Annotated in this window: 20 protein-coding genes and 1 riboswitch; all 20 genes read left to right on the forward strand. The window is 30.0% G+C overall.

The window, feature by feature from the left end:
• A partial coding sequence (locus J7M87_RS14500) for a substrate-binding domain-containing protein (RefSeq protein ID WP_291651906.1) occupies positions 1 to 461 on the forward strand: 461 nt, incomplete at its 5' end.
• Positions 462 to 521: 60 nt separating this feature from the next.
• Positions 522 to 1,409 (forward strand): phosphate ABC transporter permease subunit PstC, encoded by an 888-nt coding sequence (gene pstC, locus J7M87_RS14505; RefSeq protein WP_291651908.1) that lies wholly within the window; start codon positions 522 to 524, stop codon positions 1,407 to 1,409.
• A gap of 2 nt (positions 1,410 to 1,411) precedes the next feature.
• The gene (pstA, locus tag J7M87_RS14510; protein ID WP_291651910.1) at positions 1,412 to 2,236 is read left to right on the forward strand and encodes a phosphate ABC transporter permease PstA; all 825 of its coding nucleotides are present in this window, start codon (positions 1,412 to 1,414) and stop codon (positions 2,234 to 2,236) included.
• A gap of 44 nt (positions 2,237 to 2,280) precedes the next feature.
• Entirely contained in the window at positions 2,281 to 3,030 is a 750-nt protein-coding gene (pstB, locus tag J7M87_RS14515) for a phosphate ABC transporter ATP-binding protein PstB (protein WP_291652008.1), read from the forward strand.
• Between the two features lie 23 nt (positions 3,031 to 3,053).
• Positions 3,054 to 3,710: a phosphate signaling complex protein PhoU gene (gene phoU / locus J7M87_RS14520; RefSeq protein WP_291651912.1), complete on the forward strand. Its 657-nt coding sequence runs from the start codon at positions 3,054 to 3,056 to the stop codon at positions 3,708 to 3,710.
• Positions 3,711 to 3,954: 244 nt separating this feature from the next.
• Positions 3,955 to 5,289 carry a DUF512 domain-containing protein gene (locus J7M87_RS14525; RefSeq protein ID WP_291651914.1) on the forward strand — a complete coding sequence of 445 codons (1,335 nt, stop codon included), beginning with the start codon at positions 3,955 to 3,957 and terminating at the stop codon, positions 5,287 to 5,289.
• Positions 5,289 to 6,605 (forward strand): ribosome biogenesis GTPase Der, encoded by a 1,317-nt coding sequence (der, locus tag J7M87_RS14530; protein ID WP_291651916.1) that lies wholly within the window; start codon positions 5,289 to 5,291, stop codon positions 6,603 to 6,605. Before J7M87_RS14525 ends, der begins: the two co-directional genes overlap by 1 nt.
• Before the next feature lie 2 nt (positions 6,606 to 6,607).
• A complete protein-coding gene (locus tag J7M87_RS14535) occupies positions 6,608 to 7,603 on the forward strand; it encodes an NAD(P)H-dependent glycerol-3-phosphate dehydrogenase (protein ID WP_291651918.1) in 996 nt (331 codons plus the stop codon).
• 175 nt (positions 7,604 to 7,778) lie between these two features.
• Positions 7,779 to 9,257, forward strand: coding sequence for a stage IV sporulation protein A (spoIVA, locus tag J7M87_RS14540; protein ID WP_291651921.1), 1,479 nt, complete (start codon positions 7,779 to 7,781; stop codon positions 9,255 to 9,257).
• 150 nt (positions 9,258 to 9,407) lie between these two features.
• The gene (locus J7M87_RS14545) at positions 9,408 to 9,803 is read left to right on the forward strand and encodes a PBECR2 nuclease fold domain-containing protein (protein ID WP_291651923.1); all 396 of its coding nucleotides are present in this window, start codon (positions 9,408 to 9,410) and stop codon (positions 9,801 to 9,803) included.
• Between the two features lie 215 nt (positions 9,804 to 10,018).
• Positions 10,019 to 10,990, forward strand: a complete 972-nt coding sequence (locus tag J7M87_RS14550; protein WP_291651924.1) for an asparaginase — start codon at positions 10,019 to 10,021, stop codon at positions 10,988 to 10,990.
• A 73-nt stretch (positions 10,991 to 11,063) separates the two neighbouring features.
• Positions 11,064 to 11,165, forward strand: a riboswitch (purine riboswitch).
• A gap of 102 nt (positions 11,166 to 11,267) precedes the next feature.
• The gene (locus J7M87_RS14555; RefSeq protein WP_291651926.1) at positions 11,268 to 12,635 is read left to right on the forward strand and encodes an NCS2 family permease; all 1,368 of its coding nucleotides are present in this window, start codon (positions 11,268 to 11,270) and stop codon (positions 12,633 to 12,635) included.
• A 287-nt stretch (positions 12,636 to 12,922) separates the two neighbouring features.
• Positions 12,923 to 13,804: a YicC/YloC family endoribonuclease gene (locus tag J7M87_RS14560; protein WP_291651928.1), complete on the forward strand. Its 882-nt coding sequence runs from the start codon at positions 12,923 to 12,925 to the stop codon at positions 13,802 to 13,804.
• 14 nt (positions 13,805 to 13,818) lie between these two features.
• A complete protein-coding gene (gene remA / locus J7M87_RS14565; protein ID WP_042396960.1) occupies positions 13,819 to 14,088 on the forward strand; it encodes an extracellular matrix/biofilm regulator RemA in 270 nt (89 codons plus the stop codon).
• Positions 14,088 to 14,726, forward strand: coding sequence for a guanylate kinase (gene gmk, locus J7M87_RS14570; protein WP_291651930.1), 639 nt, complete (start codon positions 14,088 to 14,090; stop codon positions 14,724 to 14,726). The genes remA and gmk overlap by 1 nt, the downstream gene beginning before the upstream one ends.
• Positions 14,707 to 14,931 (forward strand): DNA-directed RNA polymerase subunit omega, encoded by a 225-nt coding sequence (rpoZ, locus tag J7M87_RS14575; RefSeq protein ID WP_291651932.1) that lies wholly within the window; start codon positions 14,707 to 14,709, stop codon positions 14,929 to 14,931. The genes gmk and rpoZ overlap by 20 nt, the downstream gene beginning before the upstream one ends.
• Before the next feature lie 2 nt (positions 14,932 to 14,933).
• The gene (gene coaBC / locus J7M87_RS14580) at positions 14,934 to 16,133 is read left to right on the forward strand and encodes a bifunctional phosphopantothenoylcysteine decarboxylase/phosphopantothenate--cysteine ligase CoaBC (protein WP_291651934.1); all 1,200 of its coding nucleotides are present in this window, start codon (positions 14,934 to 14,936) and stop codon (positions 16,131 to 16,133) included.
• A 56-nt stretch (positions 16,134 to 16,189) separates the two neighbouring features.
• On the forward strand, positions 16,190 to 18,388 hold the full coding sequence (gene priA / locus J7M87_RS14585; RefSeq protein WP_291651936.1) for a primosomal protein N': 2,199 nt from the start codon (positions 16,190 to 16,192) through the stop codon (positions 18,386 to 18,388).
• 11 nt (positions 18,389 to 18,399) lie between these two features.
• On the forward strand, positions 18,400 to 18,843 hold the full coding sequence (gene def / locus J7M87_RS14590) for a peptide deformylase (RefSeq protein ID WP_195263652.1): 444 nt from the start codon (positions 18,400 to 18,402) through the stop codon (positions 18,841 to 18,843).
• Positions 18,844 to 18,858: 15 nt separating this feature from the next.
• Entirely contained in the window at positions 18,859 to 19,785 is a 927-nt protein-coding gene (gene fmt / locus J7M87_RS14595; RefSeq protein ID WP_291651941.1) for a methionyl-tRNA formyltransferase, read from the forward strand.
• The last annotated feature ends 23 nt before the right edge of the window (positions 19,786 to 19,808 follow it).

Here is a 19,808-nt window from a genome sequence, read left to right on the forward strand (position 1 = left end):
CTTTAGAACAAATCAAAGGGATATTTACAGGAAAAATAACTAACTGGAGTGAGATTGAAGGTGGAAAAGATGCACCTATAGTTGTTGCTTCAAGAGAAGAAGGTTCAGGAACAAGAGATGCATTTCAAGAAATAGTTGGATACAAATCAGAAGAATTAAAAACTGATGCAATGATTTCCAATGGAAATGGTGGATTAAAGGAAACAGTCGTAGGAAATGAAAATGCAATAGGTTTTGTATCTTTTGAATACTTAGATGAAAAGGTGAATATTGTAAATGTTGAAAATGTTGAGCCAAAAGCTGACTTGGTAAAGTCAGGAGAATATAAGATTTCGAGACCATTCTTATTAGCTACTAAGGAAGGAAATTTAAGTGAAAATGGTCAAAAGTTAATTGATTTTATTTTAAGTGATGAAGGTCAAACAATAGTTAAAGAAAATAAATTAATTCCAGTTAAATAACTTTAAGTTATTAAGAATGCTCATTATCGAGCATTCTTACTTTCATAGGAGAGGGTAAGCATGTTAAATGTTAAAAAAAACAACAATAGTAAATACTTAATAGAAAATATATCAAAAAGAGTATTTTTAGCAAGTGCTCTAATTGCAGTAATAAGTTTATTGTTAATCATATGTTTTGTATTCTATAAAGGATTGACGCCTTTTATAAGTAAAGGATATTCTTTTAAAGATTTCTTATTCGGAACGAAGTGGATTCCTAGTTCAGAGCAATTTGGAATTTTGCCAATGGTACTAGCATCTATATTTGGAACTTTGGGGTCTTTAATATTAGGAGTACCAATTGGAATACTAACAGCTATTTTTATAGCAGAAATTGCTCCAAGAAAAGTTGGGAAAGTAATATCAGGAGCAGTTGAACTTTTAGCTGGAATTCCATCAGTTTTATATGGGGTATTTGGATTAGCAGTAATAGTACCATGGATTATGAATACATTTAATTTGCCAAAAGGGCAAAGTCTTTTAGCAATTATAATAGTTTTATCAGTCATGATGTTACCAACAATAGTAACAGTTTCGGAAACTGCAATTAGAGCAGTTCCTAAATCATATAAGGAAGGTTCACTAGCACTTGGTGCTTCACATATAGAAACAACTTTTAAGGTTGTTGTACCTGCAGCAAAGTCAGGTATTTTAGCAGCTGTTGTCCTTGGGATCGGGAGGGCAATTGGAGAAACTATGGCAATAATATTAGTAGCAGGAAATTCAGCTATAATTCCAAGTTCAATAATGGATTCTGTAAGACCTTTAACTACGAATATTGCACTAGAAATGGGTTATGCATTTGGAACTCATCAAGAAATGCTATTTGCAACGGGAGTTATACTATTCTTATTTATATTATTATTAAACTTAGTATTAAGTAAACTTTCTAATAAGGAAGGTAATTAGATATGAGAAAATTTAAAGAAAATTTATTAAAAGCATTAGTATGGATTTCTGCTGGACTTACAGTTGGAGTATTAGTGTTTATATTAGGATTTATATTTTTAAAAGGCTATAAAGGTATAAGTATAGATTTTTTGACTAAAAATTATTCAGCGTCAGGTAATGGCGGTATTTTACCTATGATAGTAGCTACTTTATATACAGTTTTTATATCTATAATAGTAGCGACACCAATAGGAATACTTGCAGCAATATATTTAACAGAATATGCAAAGCAAGGTAAAATAGTAAAAATAATAAGATTTGCAACAGAAAGTTTATCAGGAATACCCTCAATAGTGTACGGATTATTTGGATCAATATTTTTTGTTGTAACTTTAAAGCTTGGGTATTCTTTATTAGCTGGATCATTAACTGTTGCAATAATTATATTACCAGTAATAATAAGAACAACAGAAGAATCTTTAAAATCAGTTCCTCAATCATATAAGGAAGCATCATTAGGACTAGGTGCAACAAGATTCCAAACTCTTTATAAGGTTATAGTACCTAGTGCTATTCCAGGTATTTTGGTTGGAGTAATACTATCAGTTGGGCGTGTAGTTGGAGAATCAGCTGCAATACTTTTAACTGCAGGTACTGTTGCTAAAATGCCTAAAGGAATAATGTCTAGTGCAAGAACACTAACAGTTCAATCATATTTAGTAACTCAGGAAGCAGGAGATATAGAGCAAGCAGCTGCTGTTGGTATAGTGTTAATAGGAATAATATTAGCTTTAAATATTATAGCAAAGTTAATAACGAAGAAATTTAGTAAGGCAAATTACTAATATAAGAATAAAAGCTAAGAGGTGTAAGTATGTCAAAGGAATTAATGCCTAAAATTAAAGTAAGAAATTTGAATTTATATTATGGTGATAATCAAGCATTAAAAAACATAAACATAGATTTGGAAGAAAATAAAGTAACAGCATTTATAGGACCTTCTGGATGCGGTAAATCAACATTTTTAAGAACATTAAATAGAATGAATGATTTAATAGATAATGTTAAAATAGATGGGGAAATACTAGTTGATGGAGAGGATATTTATAAAAGTAAAGATGTAATAGCATTAAGGACAAAGGTAGGGATGGTTTTCCAAAAGCCAAATCCTTTTCCTATGTCAATTTATGATAATATAGCATATGGCCCTAGATTACATGGAGTAAAAGATAAAAAGACTTTAGATGAAATAGTTGAGAAAAGTTTAAAAGGAGCAGCGCTTTGGAATGAGGTGAAAGATAGACTCAAAAAAAGTGCTTTAGGTTTATCAGGAGGACAGCAACAAAGGCTTTGTATTGCTAGAACTATAGCAGTTTCACCAGAAATTATATTAATGGATGAGCCAACTTCTGCATTAGATCCTATTTCAACTAATAAAATGGAAGAATTAATGGAAGAATTAAAGAAGAAGTATACAGTTATTATAGTAACTCATAACATGCAACAAGCAGGAAGAATTGCTGATAAAACTGCATTTTTCTTAAATGGTGAAATAATAGAGTATGCTGATACAGAGGATATATTCTATAAACCTAAGGATAAAAGAACTGAAGATTATATTACAGGAAGATTCGGCTAAAAATATATAAGAGGTGATTTGAAATGATGAGAGAAGTAATGAGTAACAAAATAAAATTATTGAACTCAGAGCTTATAGAAATGGCTAGCTTAGTTGAAAAACAAATATATGACAGTATGACTGCGCTCAAAGATCAAGATTTAGACTTAGCAAAGAAGGTTATGAAAAATGATGATAAGGTCGATAATCTTCAAAAGGAAATAGAAGAGAAATGCGTAAAATTTATGGCTACTGAATCGCCAGTTGCAAGAGATTTAAGAAGTATATATACTACATCTAAAATAGTAACTGATCTTGAAAGAATGGCTGATTATGCAGTAGATATCTGTAAGATAGTTCCAAGAGTTAAAGGTGTAGATTTTTCAAATGAAATAGCACCAATTTGGCAAATAGTTGATATAATTATAAGCATGATAAAACTTGCAATTGAAGCCTATGTAAAGGGAGACGAAAAAGCTGCATATGAAATTTGTGATATGGATGATAGAGTAGATGAAATTTATCAAGGAATGTTTGAAATTGTATTAAAGAAAATGGGAAAAGATGAATCCATGATAAATCAAGGCACACAAATATTATTTGCATCTAAGTATTTAGAGAGAATTGGTGATCATGTAACTAATATATGTGAATGGATAATATTCTCTAAGAAAGGCAATTATGTTGATTTAAATGAATAGATAAAGAAAAACATCCCCTATAATGGGGATGTTTTCTGTTGACTTGAATTTATTATTAATGTAATATAACATCAAGTGATTATTATACTTAGGTGGGGTATGCTTAAGAGGAATGAAGCTCTCCATTTTAGAAATAAATTAACTAATTATGGGTATTTAGGTTGATTTTGGATAAATGTAATGTTGATTTAGATAAACTATAAGATAATTAAAAGACAATATTTTAAGATATTGAGGTGAAAATATGAAAAATATAATTAAACAAGTAGACCTTGGAAGTATTGCAGAAGAGGTTGGAATAGAAGTTAATGACGTATTACTATCAATTAATGGTACTCCTATAGATGATATTATAGATTATAAATTCTTAGCAGCAGATGAAGAAATACTACTAGAAATTGAAAAAGCTAATGGTGAAGTTTGGGAATACGAAATTGAAAAGGAATATGGAGAAAATTTAGGACTTGAATTTGAAGGCGGAATAATGGATAAAGCAAAAAGTTGCTCTAACAAATGTATGTTTTGCTTTATAGATCAACTTCCTAAGGGAATGAGAAATTCTTTATATTTTAAAGATGATGATTCAAGGCTATCATTTTTACAAGGTAACTTTGTTACTTTAACAAATATGAAGGATGAAGATATAGATAGGATAATAAGATATAAAATAAGTCCTATAAATATTTCAGTACATACAACAAATCCAGAGCTTAGAGTAAAGATGTTAAAAAACAGATTTGCAGGAGCTATAATGGATAGACTTAAAAAGCTTAGAGATGCAGAAATTGAAATGCATGCACAAATAGTTTGTATACCAAATGTAAATAATGGTGAAGAATTAAGAAAAACTGTTCTTGATTTATATGAATTACAACCATATGTAAAAAATGTAGCTGTTGTACCAATAGGAGTTACTAAGTTTAGAGAAAACCTACCTTATGTAGATACATTTACAAAAGAAACATCAAAAAATGAAATAATGATGATTCAAGATCTACAAGAAAGATTTATTAGAGAAACAGGAGCACCATTTGTTAGATTATCAGATGAATTTTATATTGTAGCTGGATTAGATGTTCCAAATGAAGAATTTTATTCAGAGTATGAACAACTAGAAGATGGTGTTGGAATGATCAGATACTATAGAGAAGTAGTACAAAGATCTTTAGAATTTTTAGATAAAAATTCTAAAGGAAGTTTTTCAATGGTAACTGGTGAATTAGCTTACGATGAAATAAAAAGATCTGCAGACCTTATAATGAAGCATAATCCTAATATTGAAATAGATGTCTATAAGATTACTAATAACTTCTTTGGTAATACTATAACAGTAGCAGGGCTTTTAACTGGAACTGATATAATAGATCAATTAAAAGGAAAAATAAAAACAGATTATTTAATTATGCCAGATAATATGTTTAGAAAAGGATATGAGCTTGCACCTGCAGATATGGTTATGTTAGATGATTTAAGAATTGATGATGTAGAAAAAGCGTTAGGCGTTAAGGTGATAGTTTGTGATTATACAGGAGATGACCTTATTGACATAATAAATGCAAATTGTGAGGAGGAAAAATAATGGCTAAACCAATAGTAGCAATAGTTGGAAGACCGAATGTAGGTAAATCTACTCTATTTAATAAATTAGCTGGTCAAAGAATATCTATAGTTCAAGATACACCAGGGGTGACTAGAGATAGAGTATATGCTCAAGCAGAATGGCTTAACTATAATTTTACAATGATAGATACTGGTGGTATAGAACCAGAAAGAGAAGATATAATAGTTAAACAAATGAGGAGGCAGGCTAATATAGCTATAGAAACTGCCGATGTAATAATATTTGTTGTTGATGGTAAGGAAGGTCTAACTCCTGCGGATCATGAAGTAGCAAATATGCTTAGAAAAAGTAAAAAGGAAGTTGTTTTAGTAGTAAACAAAGTAGATTCTTTAAAAGAAGAAGAAAATGCATGGGAATTCTACAATTTAGGTATTGGAGATCCAGTAACTATATCAGCTTCCCAGGCTTTAGGACTTGGAGATATGCTAGATAGGGTTGTTGAGAATTTTGATAAATTCAATGAAGAAGATGAAGAAGATGAATTTATAAGAATAGCTATGATAGGAAAACCTAATGTAGGTAAATCTTCTTTAATTAATAGACTGCTTGGAGAAGAAAGGCTAATAGTTTCTGATATTCCAGGAACAACAAGAGACTCTATAGACAGTGCTTTAGAAACTGAGCAGGGAAAGTTTGTTCTAGTTGATACAGCTGGCCTTAGAAGGAAAAGCAAAGTTAAAGAAGAAATAGAAAGATATTCAGTAATTAGAACATATGCAGCTATTGAAAGAGCAGATGTATGTATTTTAATGATAGATGCTACTGAAGGGGTTACTGAACAAGATGAAAAAATAATAGGTTATGCTCATGAAATGAATAAAGCTATTATGGTTATAGTAAATAAGTGGGATTTAATCGAAAAAGATGATAAAACAATGCAAAGATATAAAGAAGAACTACAAATGAACCTTAAGTTCCTAAAGTATGCAAAATACTTATTTATATCAGCTAAGACAGGACAAAGAACACATAAGGTTCTAGAAACTGCTAAGGAATGCTATGATAATTACTCTAAGAGAATTCCTACAGGAATACTAAATGAAGTTATAAATAAAGCAGTTCTTATGAAGGAACCTCCAATAGTAGGACTTAAGAGAATGAAAATATACTATGCAACTCAAGTTGCAGCAAAGCCACCAAAGTTTATATTCTTCGTTAATGATTCAAGTGCATCTCATTTTTCATATGAAAGATATCTTGAAAATCAATTAAGAGAAAGCTTTGACTTCAGTGGAACAGGTATTCAAATAGAATATAGGGAAAGGAAGGAATAAGCATGAATAATGTGACTTTTTTAGGAGGAGGTAGTTTTGGTACCGCCTTAGGGATATTGTTAGCTAAAAAGGGAAATAAGGTTAGCATATACGATAGAGATAAAAATGTAGTTGATGATATAAATATGAATAGAAAAAATGATAAATATATTAAAGATCTACATATACCTGAAAATGTCACTGCTTATATTAATCTAGATGAGGCTATAAGAGGGGCAAATTATATAGTATTATCAGTTCCATCTCATGTGATAAGATCAATTACAAAATCATTAAAGGGTAAAATAAATGATGATGTAATTATTGTAAGCATAGCTAAGGGAATTGAAGAAGGAAGTAATCTAAGATTATCTCAAGTTATTAAAGAGGAATTACCAAGTAATAAAGTTGTAATATTATCTGGACCTAGTCATGCTGAAGAGGTTGCTTTCGATATTCCGACAACTGTAGTTGTTTCTTCTGAAAGTGTAGAGTCTGCTAAAAAAGTGCAAGATTTATTTATTAATAAAAACTTCAGAGTATATACTAATGAAGATTTAGTAGGTGTTGAAATAGGTGGTGCAGTTAAAAATATAATTGCATTAGCAGCTGGAGTTTGTGATGGTATTGGGTATGGAGATAACTCAAAAGCAGCTCTTATGACAAGGGGCATGGCTGAAATAGTTAGAGTTGGAATGAAACTTGGAGGAAAGCCTGAAACGTTTCTTGGATTAACAGGAATGGGAGATCTTATAGTAACTTGTACTAGTCTTCACTCTAGAAATAGGAAGGCAGGATATTTAATAGGTAAGGGAAAAACAACAGAGGAAGCTATTAAAGAAGTTGGAATGGTTGTTGAGGGAATTAAAGCATGTAAGGCTTTTTATGAATTAAAAGAAAGTCTAAATGTAGAAATGCCTATAACAGACATTTTATATAAAATTTTATTTAAAAATAAAAATCTTAATGAAGCAGTTATAGACTTAATGGAAAGAGAAAGAAAAAGTGAAATATACTAATACAAAAGGAGAAGTAAACTTTACTTCTCCTTTTGTATTAGTAATAATTTTTAACCATAGATAATATATTATTATATACGTAGTTGAGAAGAAGTGTAAAATTTTAAAAAAGTTGTATACTTTTTTACTCTCTCGAATATATATATAGTGTTAAAAATAAATAGGAGGTTACACCGTGGACAGCTTTAATATATACAAGGATATAGCTGAAAGAACACAAGGAGACATATATGTAGGTGTTGTTGGTCCGGTTAGAACAGGTAAGTCAACATTTATAAAAAAATTTATGGACCTTATGGTAATACCAAAGATTGATAATAATTATAAGAAGGAAAGAGCAAAAGATGAACTACCTCAAAGTGGATCAGGGAAAGGCATTCATACGACAGAGCCTAAATTTATACCAAATGAGGCTGTAGAAATTACTATTGATGAAGACATAAAATTTAAGGTTAGAATGGTTGATTGCGTTGGGTATATAGTAAAAGGTGCAGTGGGATATATGGATGGGGACCAAGCTAAAATGGTAAATACTCCATGGTATGAATACGAAATTCCTTTTGAAGATGCAGCAGAAATAGGGACTAGAAAAGTAATAACAGATCATTCTACAATAGGTCTCGTAGTAACAACTGATGGAAGTATTACAGGCATAGAAAGAGATGAGTACTTAGAAGCAGAAGAAAGAGTAATAGAAGAATTAAAGGCAATAAACAAGCCTTTTATAGTTGTACTTAATACGAAATATGTTAATGCTCCAGAAACAAGAGCGATGAAGAAAGACTTAGAAGAAAAATATGATGTTCCAGTTCAAGTTATGGATGTAGCTAATATGAATGAAAATGATGTAGAAGATGTATTTAAACATGTACTTAAAGAATTCCCAGTTAAAGAAATTAATATTGAAATGCCAAGTTGGGTTGAAAGATTAGAACCAGAGAATTGGCTAAAAAAGAATTTCTTTAGTATAGTTAAAGGAATGTGTGAAAACATAAGTAGAGTTAGAGATATAAGGAATACATTAGATCTATTAAAAGAAGAAGAAAATCTAGCTCCAACAGAAATGAGTTCAGTTAATTTAGGTGAAGGTAAAGCAACAATTACTATGAAACCTAAAGATGGAATATTCTATAACATATTAAGTGAAATTTGTGATTTGGATGTTAAGTCAGAAAGTGATTTATTATCATTAATAAAAGATCTTAACTTTGCCAAAAAAGAATATGATAAGGTAAAGGATGCATTAATTGATGTGCGTGAAACGGGGTATGGTTTAGTTGCACCTCAATTATCAGAAATGAAGTTTGAAGAGCCTGAAATGGTCAAACAAGGAACTAAGTTTGGGGTTAAACTAAAAGCATCTGCACCATCATTACATTTTATTAAAGCAAATATAAAAACAGAGATAAGTCCTATAATGGGCTCAGAAAAAGAAAGCGAGGAGCTTGTAAGATCTTTAATGGAACAATTTGAAAAAGATCCAGCATCATTATGGCAAAGTAATATGTTTGGTAAGCCATTAGAAGTATTAATTAAAGAAGGTTTACAAAATAAACTATATAAGATGCCTGATGACGTTCAAGTAAAGATTCAAAAAACTCTTCAAAAGATAATAAATGAAGGTAGTGGTGGATTAATCTGCATAATACTATAAGGAAATAAGACTAGTCTTTTTAAGACTAGTCTTTTCTTTATTCCAGTTTTTAATATTAGTAAATTTATGCAACCTTAATGAATAATATATTATATAAGAGAGATTTGAAAAATTAAGCTCATATACACTATACAGAATTGAGGGATAGATATGGAAGACAGATTTTGTACCTATAAGAGAGTTGGATATTTTAAAGAAAGAATGGCAAAAAACTTAGGGGTAAAATTTACAGGAACCATTTATGCATCCCCAGGGGTAATAAAGCATATTAAAAAAAGACATGGGAAACATTTGAGTAAAAAGATAAGTGGTAATTTAATAGAATATATGAGAGAAATAATTGAGGAACCAGAATATATAGGAGTATATAAGCTAACTGAAAATGGAATGCATATTGAACTAATTAAAAAAGTAGATTCAAATATATTAATAGGTATAGATATAGATGAGAAGAGAGATTATATATATGTGTCTACTATGTATCCAATAAGTGAGAGTAAGATTAATAATAAATTATATAGTGGAAAACTAATAAGGTGGATATAGAAATAAAAGTTGAAACATTTTAATATAAAAGCTATAATATGTATATTGGCATAAAATAAAATGGTTATTGAGGTGAGAAATGGCTCCTCATGCGCTGAATTTTCAGTAACAAGAGATGTAGGATACGCCGACCTACCAATAATCAACTTTTAAAATTTTTAAACTTTTGGGTGTACCAAGAGTTTTTATTTTATAATTAACTTTAGGAGGAAACTATGAAAAAGGTAGCAGTAGTTTTTAATGGTGGAACCATATCTATGAAGGTTGATGAAAGAATTAAAGCCGCTGTTCCAAGCTTGACAGGTGAAGAAATAATGTCAATGGTAACTGGAATAGAGGAGTTTGCAGAAGTGGAATCTTACAGTTTTTCTAGCAAGCCTTCTCCACATATGACTATACAAAATATGTTAGAGCTTAGTAAATTTATAAAAGGATTAACAGATAGAGAAGATATAGATGGGGTAGTTTTAACGCATGGGACTGATACTTTAGAAGAAACAGCGTATTTCTTAGATTTAACTATAGATACTGAAAAGGTTATAGTTGTCACTGGGGCAATGAGAAGCAGTTCAGAACTTGGATATGATGGTCCTTTTAATTTAGCAACCTCTATTTGTACAGCAATTTCAGAGGATGCTAAAGGTAGGGGTGTATTGGTTTGTTTTAATGGAGAGTTAAATTCAGCAGCTGAAGTAACAAAGGCAAATTCTATGGCACTTAATGCTTTTAAGACGCCTAATTTCGGCCCAATAGGTATAGTAGATAATAATAAGGTTTTATTTTATAGAAATACAAAAAAACATAGTGTTTATCACGTGGAAAATATAATTGATAAAGTTGCACTAATAAAATGTGTTGCAGGAATAGGATCAGATTATATAAATTATTTTATAGATAATGAATATAAGGGGATAGTAATTGAGGCTTTAGGAAGAGGGAATGTTCCTCCTACTATGGTTGATGGAATAAAAAGAGCTTTAGATAAAAATATACCAGTAGTTATTGTATCAAGATGTTTTGAAGGAAGAGTTTATGAATCATATGGATATGAGGGAGGCGGAAAGATGCTTAAGGATTTAGGTGTATTCTTTGAGGAAAGTATGCCAGGGCAAAAGGCAAGAATTAAGCTTATAGTGGCTCTTTCCAGTAAAAAGGCAATTGATATAAGAGAATCATTTAAAAAGTAATACGAATATTATGTAGAGTTTGAAATAAATTTATGCGTATATGTTGACGAAGAATATTTTAAAATGTATAATAATATTCGTAAGATAAGTAGCTCATATAATATTGACAATAAGGGTCATAAGTTTCTACCGAGATACCGTAAACATCTTGACTATGAGTTTAATGCTAATTATATTATGTAATTGTTGGCATTTGCTTTAAAGTTGCTATGAGTTATCTACTTGATAATTCATGGCAACTTTTTATTTTACATAAAAAATATTAGGGGGTATAAAAATGAAAAGCTTATCAAAGGAACGTGGGTTATTACCCATACTAGGGAATCAAAATGTAAATTTTAAAAGGGAAATAGTGGCTGGGATTACTACTTTTTTAACAATGGCTTATATAATTGCAGTAAATCCTAACATATTGTCAGAAACGGGAATGCCAGCTGGAGCTTTAGTTACTGCAACTTGTTTAACAGCAGCAATTGCATGTATATTAATGGGGGTATTTGCGAACTTGCCTTTTGCATTAGCATCAGGAATGGGACTTAACGCATTTTTTGCTTTTTCAGTTGTTATAGGAATGGGAATATCATGGGAAATGGCTTTAACTGCAGTATTTATTGAAGGAATTATATTTATATTATTATCTCTATTTAAAGTGAGAGAAGCTGTTGTAAATGCTATACCAATGACAATGAAACATGCGGTTACTGCAGGTATAGGAGTTTTCATAGCTTTTATAGGAATGGTTGGAGCGGGATTAGTAATAAATGATGATTCAACATTAGTTAAAATGGGTCACTTTTCGCCTACAGTTGTAATAGCTTTAGTTGGTGTTATCATAATAGCAGTTTTAGATAAAAAGAAAATAAAAGGATCTATACTGTTTGGAATATTGACAAGTACATTATTAGCATGGGGATATGCATTAACAAATTCAGAAGCAGCTGCAAGTCTAGGAATTTATTTACCAGAAGGATTATTTAAATTTGAAAGTATAGCACCAATAGCAGGGAAATTAGATTTTTCACATTTAACAAATCAAGAAACAATATGGTCATTTATTGTAGTAATATGTACTTTCTTATTTGTTGATTTCTTTGATACAGTTGGAACTTTAGTAGGTGTTTCATCAAGAGCAAATATGTTAGATGAAAATGGAAATGTGCCCAATGCAGGTAGAGCTTTATTAGTAGATGCTGTCTCAACAACTATTGGGGCTTTAATGGGTGTATCAACCGTTACAACATATGTTGAAAGCTCAACTGGAGTTGCAGCAGGGGGAAGAACAGGATATACAGCAATAACAACTGGGGTATTATTTTTACTTGCAATGTTCTTTTCACCAATATTCATAGCTATACCATCGTGTGCAACTGCACCAGCGTTAATTTATGTAGGATACTTAATGCTTGGAGCTGTAAAAAATATTGAATTTGATAATATAACTGAAGGTGTACCAGCTTTCTTAACAATAACAACTATGGCCTTAACATATAGTATTGGTGATGGTTTAACTATTGGAATATTATCTTATGTATTTATTAATTTAATTTATAACTTGTTTTGTAAAGATAAAGAAGATAGAACTAAGATATCAGTGGTTATGATAGTACTTGCAATACTATTTATAATTAAGTTAGTTTTTCTATAAAATAAAGATAATTTATATTATAATTTATATAAATTATAAAAGAGGTAACTATTTTGTATTCATAAATCCCGGAAAAGAAGTAGATATAATTCTACTTCTTTTTTGAATTAAAAATAAGATGTTAACAATTTGTGAACAAAACATTGACAGTTAAGTAAGATATAAATTAATATTAATATGTTATTAAAAAAGTAAGATAATATAAGATTATAATATAGTTTTTATAAAATAATAATTATAGAAAACTATTTATAAAATTTATACAAAGATAAGCTTTGGAGGCATATATGGTTAAAAGTATGACTAGTTTTGGTAGAGCTAGTAGTGAAGAAGGAAATAAATATTTATTTTCAATTGAAATGAAAAGTGTAAATAGTAGATATTTAGACGTTAATGTAAGACTACCTAAAAGTATAATTTCTTTAGAAGAAGAAATTAGAAAATTAATAAACTTAAAGCTTTTTAGAGGAAAAGTAGATGTTTTTATTAACCAAAAAAGTTACTCTGGCGGCGAAGGTATAGCTAAATTAAATTTGAAACTTGCAGAAAGTTATTATAATTGTTTAAAAGAAATAGAAGAAAATTTAAATGTAAAAAATGATATAACAGTTACTCAAATAGCAAGATTTTCAGATGTTATAACAATTGTTGAAGAAGAAGACTCAGTTGAAGAAATTTGGGAAGCTATTAAGCCACTTATAAATTCATCTTTAACAATGATGGATAATATGAGAATTATTGAAGGCGAAAAGCTTAAAGAAGATATTTTACAAAAGTTAAATGAAATAGAATCTTTAGTTTATGATATAGATAAAATAGCTGATACAGTGCCAAATACATACAAAAAGAAATTAGAGTTAAAACTTAAAGATTTACTTGATGGCATAGAAATAGATGAGGCAAGAATAGCACAAGAAATAGCTATAATAGCAGATAAGTCAGCCGTAGATGAAGAAATTACAAGGTTGAAAAGCCACTTGAGTCAAATGAGAAAAACATTTGAAGAAGGTGGGCAAATTGGAAGGAAACTTGATTTTATAATTCAAGAAATGAACAGAGAAGCTAATACTATTGCTTCTAAATCCAGTGATATGAATATGACAAACTATGTCATTAACATAAAAAACTTAATAGAAAAAATAAGAGAACAATCGCAAAATATAGAGTAATTAGGAGGAAAGTAATGGGTATAAAATTAATTAATATTGGATTTGGTAATATAGTTTCAGCTAATAGACTTGTTGCTATTGTAAGTCCAGAATCAGCACCTATAAAAAGAATAATACAAGAAGCTAGAGATAGAGGTATGCTTATAGATGCAACTTATGGTAGAAGAACAAGGGCTGTAATAATAACAGATAGTGATCATGTTATCTTATCGGCTGTTCAACCAGAAACAGTAGCTCACAGACTTGTAGTAAAAGATGAAGCTGTAGATGAGGTTGATGAATAATGCAGAGTAATAGAGGTGTTTTGATAGTTATTTCAGGTCCATCAGGAGCAGGAAAGGGTACTATTTGTAAGGAATTATTAGAAAAACACAACAATATATATATTTCAGTTTCAGCAACAACAAGATCTCCAAGGGCTGGAGAAGTAGATGGAATAAATTACTACTTTTTAACAAAAGAATCCTTTGAAGAAAAAGTAGCTCAAAATGGATTCCTAGAATATGCTAATGTACATGGAAACTTTTATGGTACTCCAAAAGTTAATGTGGAAAAAATGCTTGAAGAAGGAAAAGATGTTATATTAGAAATTGATATTCAAGGAGCATTACAAGTAAAAGAAAATTTCAGTGAAGGTGTATTTATATTTATTCTTCCACCATCAATGGAGGAATTAAAACAAAGAATTATAAAAAGAGGCAGTGAAACAGAAGAATCATTAATGACAAGATTTAAAAATGCATATAAAGAAATAAATTATGTATCAAAATATAATTATGCAGTAGTTAATGATACTTTAGACTTAGCAGTTTCAAAAGTAGAGTCAATTATAGCTGCTGAAAAATGCAGGGTTGATAGAATAAAAGAAAATACAATTTTAGATTCTAAGGAGGGCTTAATTCATGAACAACTCTATGATTAATCCATCAATAATGGATTTACTTAAAAAGGTAGATGACAGATATTCTTTAGTAATGGTTACTTCAAAAAGAGCAAGACAAATAATAGATGGAAGCGATCCAATGGTTGCGACAAAATCAAAGAAACCATTAACAATTGCTATTAATGAAGTTAATGAGGGTGAAGTAGGATATGAATCTACTCCTGTAAAAGAAGGATTTAAATAGTTATGAATGAAAAAAAGTGCGTATGCATAGGAGTAAGTGGAGGAATTGCAGTCTATAAAGCTTTAGACATTATAAGTGCCTTAAAAAAGAAGGACATTGATGTAAGGGTAATTATGACTGAATCTGCAACTAAATTTGTAACTCCTTTATCATTTCAATCATTAAGTCAAAATATGGTTGTGACTGATATGTTTGCAGAACCTAAGGCTTTTGAAATACAGCATATATCACTAGCAAAAAGAGCAGATGTTTTTTTAATAGCGCCAGCTACTGCAAATATAATTGGAAAAGTTGCAAATGGAATATCTGATGACATGTTATCTACGACTATTATGGCAACAAGAGCAAAGGTTATTTTTGCTCCAGCTATGAATACTAATATGTATGAAAATCCAATAGTTCAAGATAATATTGAAAAATTAAAGAAATATGGATATGAGTTTATTGAACCAGCTTCAGGAAGACTTGCTTGTGGTGACTTAGGTAAAGGAAAGCTTGCAGATGTGAACACAATTGTAGAAAGAGTATTGGAAGCATTAGATGAAAAAGAAATTACTAAGGATTTAAGTGGTAAAAACATTTTAGTTAGTGCAGGGCCAACTCATTCTAAAATAGATCCAGTGAGATTCATTACAAATAGATCTACAGGAAAGATGGGTTATTATATAGCAGAAGAGGCAAAACGTAGGGGAGCTAATGTTACATTAGTATCAGGACCTACTAATATTAATCCACCTGATGGTATAAATATAATAAATGTAACAACAAATGAAGAAATGAAAAATGCAATTTTAGATAATTTTGAAAAAAGTGACATTGTAATCAAATCAGCGGCTGTTGCAGATTACAAAGCAAAAAATTATAGTAGTGAAAAAATTAAAAAAGGTGATGGAGATCTAGTCCTAACCTTTGTAAGAGATAATGATATCTTAAAAATATTAGGTGAAAAGAAAAGCAATCAAATTCTTGTTGGGTTTGCAGCAGAGAGTACTAATGTATTAGAAAATGCAAAGAAAAAACTGGAAAATAAGAATTTGGATTATATAGTAGCCAATGATATTACAAGTGCTGACACCGGATTTGGAAGTGAGGATAATAAAGTTATTATCATTTCAAGAGGTGGAGAAGAAATATATTTAGATAAGATGAGTAAAAAAGAAGTTGCATCTAAAATCTTTGAAACTATATTAAGAAAGCGCTAAAATGCGCTTTCTTCTTGTTATGAGGGAAAATAGAACCTAGCAAAAGGGTGATGAATTTGAAAATATATGCACAAATTGTTATAAATAGTGATGCTTTAGATATAGATAAACCCTTTACCTATGAAATACCTGAAGAACTTAAAGAGGATATAAAGGTAGGTCAATGGGTAAAGGTACCTTTTGGTGTTAAAAACTCTCTTGTAGATGGATTTATATTATCTATAAAGGAAGAAGAGATAAAGGGGATTAGGATTAAAAAGATAAAAGCTATAGGATCAAAAGAACCACTTTTAAATAATGATGATTTAAAGCTTATTTATTTTATAAGAGAAAATTATTTATGTAAGTATATAGATGCGATAAGACTTCTTATTCCACAAGGTGTCTTAAAGGGCGCAAAAAATAAATATAAGATGGTAATAGCGCTTGGAAATAAGTCTTATGATAAAGAAGTTGAAGAAAAATATGGGGATATATTAAACTTTATAAAAGAACATAACGGAAAGTTTAATAAAAATGAGCTTGTAAAGTTACACTCTCTTTCTCTATATAGAATAAATAAGCTCATTAAAGATGGATATTTAAAAGTAGATGAAGAAATAGTATATAGATATAATGATAAAGAATATATTGATTATAAAGAAAGAAAGCTTACAACGGATCAAATTAAAGCTTTAGAAAAAATTGAGAAGTCTAATAATAAAATGTTTTTGCTTAAAGGGGTTACTGGATCAGGGAAAACAGAAGTGTATATGAAACTTGTAAGTGATACTATCGCAGAGGGAAAATATGCAATAGTTTTAGTTCCTGAAATTTCTTTAACACCACAAATGATAGAAAGATTTAAAGGAAGATTTGGAAGGGAAGTTGCAGTTTTTCATAGTAAATTATCCGATGGAGAGCGATATGATGAATGGTTTAGAGTAAAAGAAGGAAAAGCTAAACTTATAATAGGAGCAAGAAGTGCATTGTTTTTACCAGCTTCTAAGCTAGGGATAATTATAATAGATGAAGAGCATGAAGTTACTTATAAATCTGAACAAAATCCTAAATATGCAACAAGAGAAGTTGCTGAATTTTTAAGTGAAATAAAAGATTGTAAAGTTATATTAGGATCAGCAACGCCGTCTATAGAGACATATTATAGGGCTATAACTGGAGAGATAGAGTTAGTAGAATTGAATAATAGAATAGATAATAAGCCAATGCCTATAATGGATATAGTAGATATGAGAGATGAATTAAATAGTGGTAATATTTCTATGTTTAGCAGAAAACTTTTTACTGAAATAAAGGAAGCATTAAATAGAAAAGAGCAAATTATTTTGTTTTTAAATAGAAGAGGATTTTCTACATTTGTATCTTGTAGAAGCTGTGGATATGTTTTTAAATGTCCTAAGTGTGATATTTCAATGACTTTCCATAAAAATGGATATTTAGTATGTCATTATTGTGGCTATGCTCAAAAGCAACAAAAGATCTGTCCAAAATGTAAAAGTAAGTATGTAAAACATTTTGGGGCAGGTACAGAGAGAGTTGAAGAAGAAGTTAGAAAGTACTTTAAGGATGCTAGAGTTTTAAGAATGGATGTAGATACCACAAGAAATAAAAATTCTCATGAAGAAATATATAAAGCATTTAAAAATGGAGAAGGAGATATTCTTATTGGAACCCAGATGATATCAAAAGGTCTAGATTTTGAAAATGTAACATTAGTAGGAATACTTGCTGCTGATATGTCTATAAATATACCAGACTATAGATCTTCAGAAAGAACTTTTCAAATAGTAACTCAGGTTGCTGGAAGAGCAGGTAGAGGAAGGAAACAAGGTAAAGTGATTGTTCAAACATATAATCCAGAGCACTATAGTCTAATTTATGCAAAAAACTATAATTATGAAGGGTTTTATGACGAAGAATTTACTACAAGGGGTTTGATGTATTATCCTCCTTTTGGTAGAATACTATTAGTGAATGCTTCTTCTAAAAATGAAAACTCACTTAAAGATTTTATGAAATCAATTAAGGCTGAGATGGAGAAAATTAAAGATGAATATTCAAATACAGAAATGCTAGGCCCAGTTCCATGTGTAATTTCTAAAATTAAAGATAATTATAGGTGGCAAATATTATTTAAAGGTGATTTATCTCTAGATTTTTGTAAAAAAATAAAAGATAAACTTTATCAATTAAATAAGAATGTATATAATGAAGTAAAAGTAACTATTGATATTAATCCAAATAATTTGACTTAGGAGGTAAAGAAATGGCAATTAGAAATATAAGACAAAATGGCGATGAGGCGTTAAGAAAGAAGTGTAAGGTTGTTACTGAAATAACACCAAGAACACTTAAGTTAATAGAAGATATGGCAGACACTATGTATGAAGCAGATGGAGTTGGTCTGGCAGCACCGCAAGTTGGAATACTTCAAAGAATATTTGTTATAGATGTTTATGATGATTATGGGTTAAGAGTATTTATAAATCCAGAAATTTTAGAAGTTTCAGGAAGCCAATTAGGCGAGGAAGGATGTTTAAGCGTACCTGGAGAAGTTGCAGATGTTGAACGTCCAAATTATGTGAAGGTAAAAGCTTTAAATGAAAAGGGAGAAGAGTTTGTTTTAGAGGCAACAGAACTTTTAGCAAGAGCTATACTTCATGAAAATGACCACTTAAATGGAACTCTATTTATAGATTATTTAAAATAGCAAAGGAGGACTAACATGAAAATAGTATTTATGGGGACTCCAGATTTTGCAGTACCATCATTAAAAAAGATAATAGAAACTTATGGAGTTGAAAGTGTATTTACTCAACCAGATAAACCAAAAGGAAGAGGAAAGAAGATGGCTTACTCTCCAGTTAAGGAAGTAGCTCTAGAAAATAATATAAGGGTTTTACAACCTATTAAGTTAAAAGAAGATAGGGAAGCTTTAGAGTATCTCAAAGAGTTAAAGCCAGATTTCATAATCGTAGTAGCTTTTGGTCAAATACTGACTAAGGAAGTACTAGACATTCCAAAGTATGGATGTATAAACCTACATGCATCATTATTACCAATGTATAGAGGAGCAGCACCTTTAAATTGGGCTATAATAAAAGGAGAGAAGAAGTCTGGAAATACTACAATGTTAATGGATGTAGGCCTTGATACTGGAGATATGCTTTTAAAGGATGAAGTTGAAATAACTGATAATATGACGGCTGGAGAATTACATGATTTACTAATGGATAGAGGTGCAGAACTTCTAATTAAAACTATAGAGGGACTATATAATGGAAGTATTACTCCAGAAAAGCAAAGCGAAGAAACTTTTTATGCTAAAATGTTAAATAAGGAACTTGGAAGAATAAATTGGAATAATCCTGCTAAAGATATTCATAATTTAATTAGAGGACTTAATCCATGGCCTATTGCGCATACTACTTATGATGATAAACCAATGAAAATATATGAGAGTGAAGTATTATGCGAAAATAGTAATAAAGAGCCTGGTACTATAATAAATGTATCAAAAGAAGGTATGAAAGTTTCAACAAGTTTAGGGGTATTATTAGTTAAAAAAATTCAATTCCCAAATGGGAAGCCTCTAACTATAGAACAATATATAAATGGTAATGAACTTGAGATAAATAAGAAAATTATTTAAGATCTATAATAATTAGTTAAACT

Source organism: Clostridium sp. (genome assembly GCF_017888565.1).
GTDB lineage: Bacteria > Bacillota > Clostridia > Clostridiales > Clostridiaceae > Clostridium.

What these genes read in the sequence shown, in the direction of transcription:
- pstC (WP_291651908.1), top strand. Translation starts at nt 522, where the DNA reads ATGTTAAATGTTAAAAAAAACAACAATAGTAAATACTTAATAGAAAAT.
- pstA (WP_291651910.1), top strand. Translation starts at nt 1,412, where the DNA reads ATGAGAAAATTTAAAGAAAATTTATTAAAAGCATTAGTATGGATTTCT.
- pstB (WP_291652008.1), top strand. Translation starts at nt 2,281, where the DNA reads ATGCCTAAAATTAAAGTAAGAAATTTGAATTTATATTATGGTGATAAT.
- phoU (WP_291651912.1), top strand. Translation starts at nt 3,054, where the DNA reads ATGATGAGAGAAGTAATGAGTAACAAAATAAAATTATTGAACTCAGAG.
- J7M87_RS14525 (WP_291651914.1), top strand. Translation starts at nt 3,955, where the DNA reads ATGAAAAATATAATTAAACAAGTAGACCTTGGAAGTATTGCAGAAGAG.
- der (WP_291651916.1), top strand. Translation starts at nt 5,289, where the DNA reads ATGGCTAAACCAATAGTAGCAATAGTTGGAAGACCGAATGTAGGTAAA.
- J7M87_RS14535 (WP_291651918.1), top strand. Translation starts at nt 6,608, where the DNA reads ATGAATAATGTGACTTTTTTAGGAGGAGGTAGTTTTGGTACCGCCTTA.
- J7M87_RS14545 (WP_291651923.1), top strand. Translation starts at nt 9,408, where the DNA reads ATGGAAGACAGATTTTGTACCTATAAGAGAGTTGGATATTTTAAAGAA.
- J7M87_RS14550 (WP_291651924.1), top strand. Translation starts at nt 10,019, where the DNA reads ATGAAAAAGGTAGCAGTAGTTTTTAATGGTGGAACCATATCTATGAAG.
- J7M87_RS14555 (WP_291651926.1), top strand. Translation starts at nt 11,268, where the DNA reads ATGAAAAGCTTATCAAAGGAACGTGGGTTATTACCCATACTAGGGAAT.
- J7M87_RS14560 (WP_291651928.1), top strand. Translation starts at nt 12,923, where the DNA reads ATGGTTAAAAGTATGACTAGTTTTGGTAGAGCTAGTAGTGAAGAAGGA.
- remA (WP_042396960.1), top strand. Translation starts at nt 13,819, where the DNA reads ATGGGTATAAAATTAATTAATATTGGATTTGGTAATATAGTTTCAGCT.
- gmk (WP_291651930.1), top strand. Translation starts at nt 14,088, where the DNA reads ATGCAGAGTAATAGAGGTGTTTTGATAGTTATTTCAGGTCCATCAGGA.
- rpoZ (WP_291651932.1), top strand. Translation starts at nt 14,707, where the DNA reads ATGAACAACTCTATGATTAATCCATCAATAATGGATTTACTTAAAAAG.
- coaBC (WP_291651934.1), top strand. Translation starts at nt 14,934, where the DNA reads ATGAATGAAAAAAAGTGCGTATGCATAGGAGTAAGTGGAGGAATTGCA.
- def (WP_195263652.1), top strand. Translation starts at nt 18,400, where the DNA reads ATGGCAATTAGAAATATAAGACAAAATGGCGATGAGGCGTTAAGAAAG.
- fmt (WP_291651941.1), top strand. Translation starts at nt 18,859, where the DNA reads ATGAAAATAGTATTTATGGGGACTCCAGATTTTGCAGTACCATCATTA.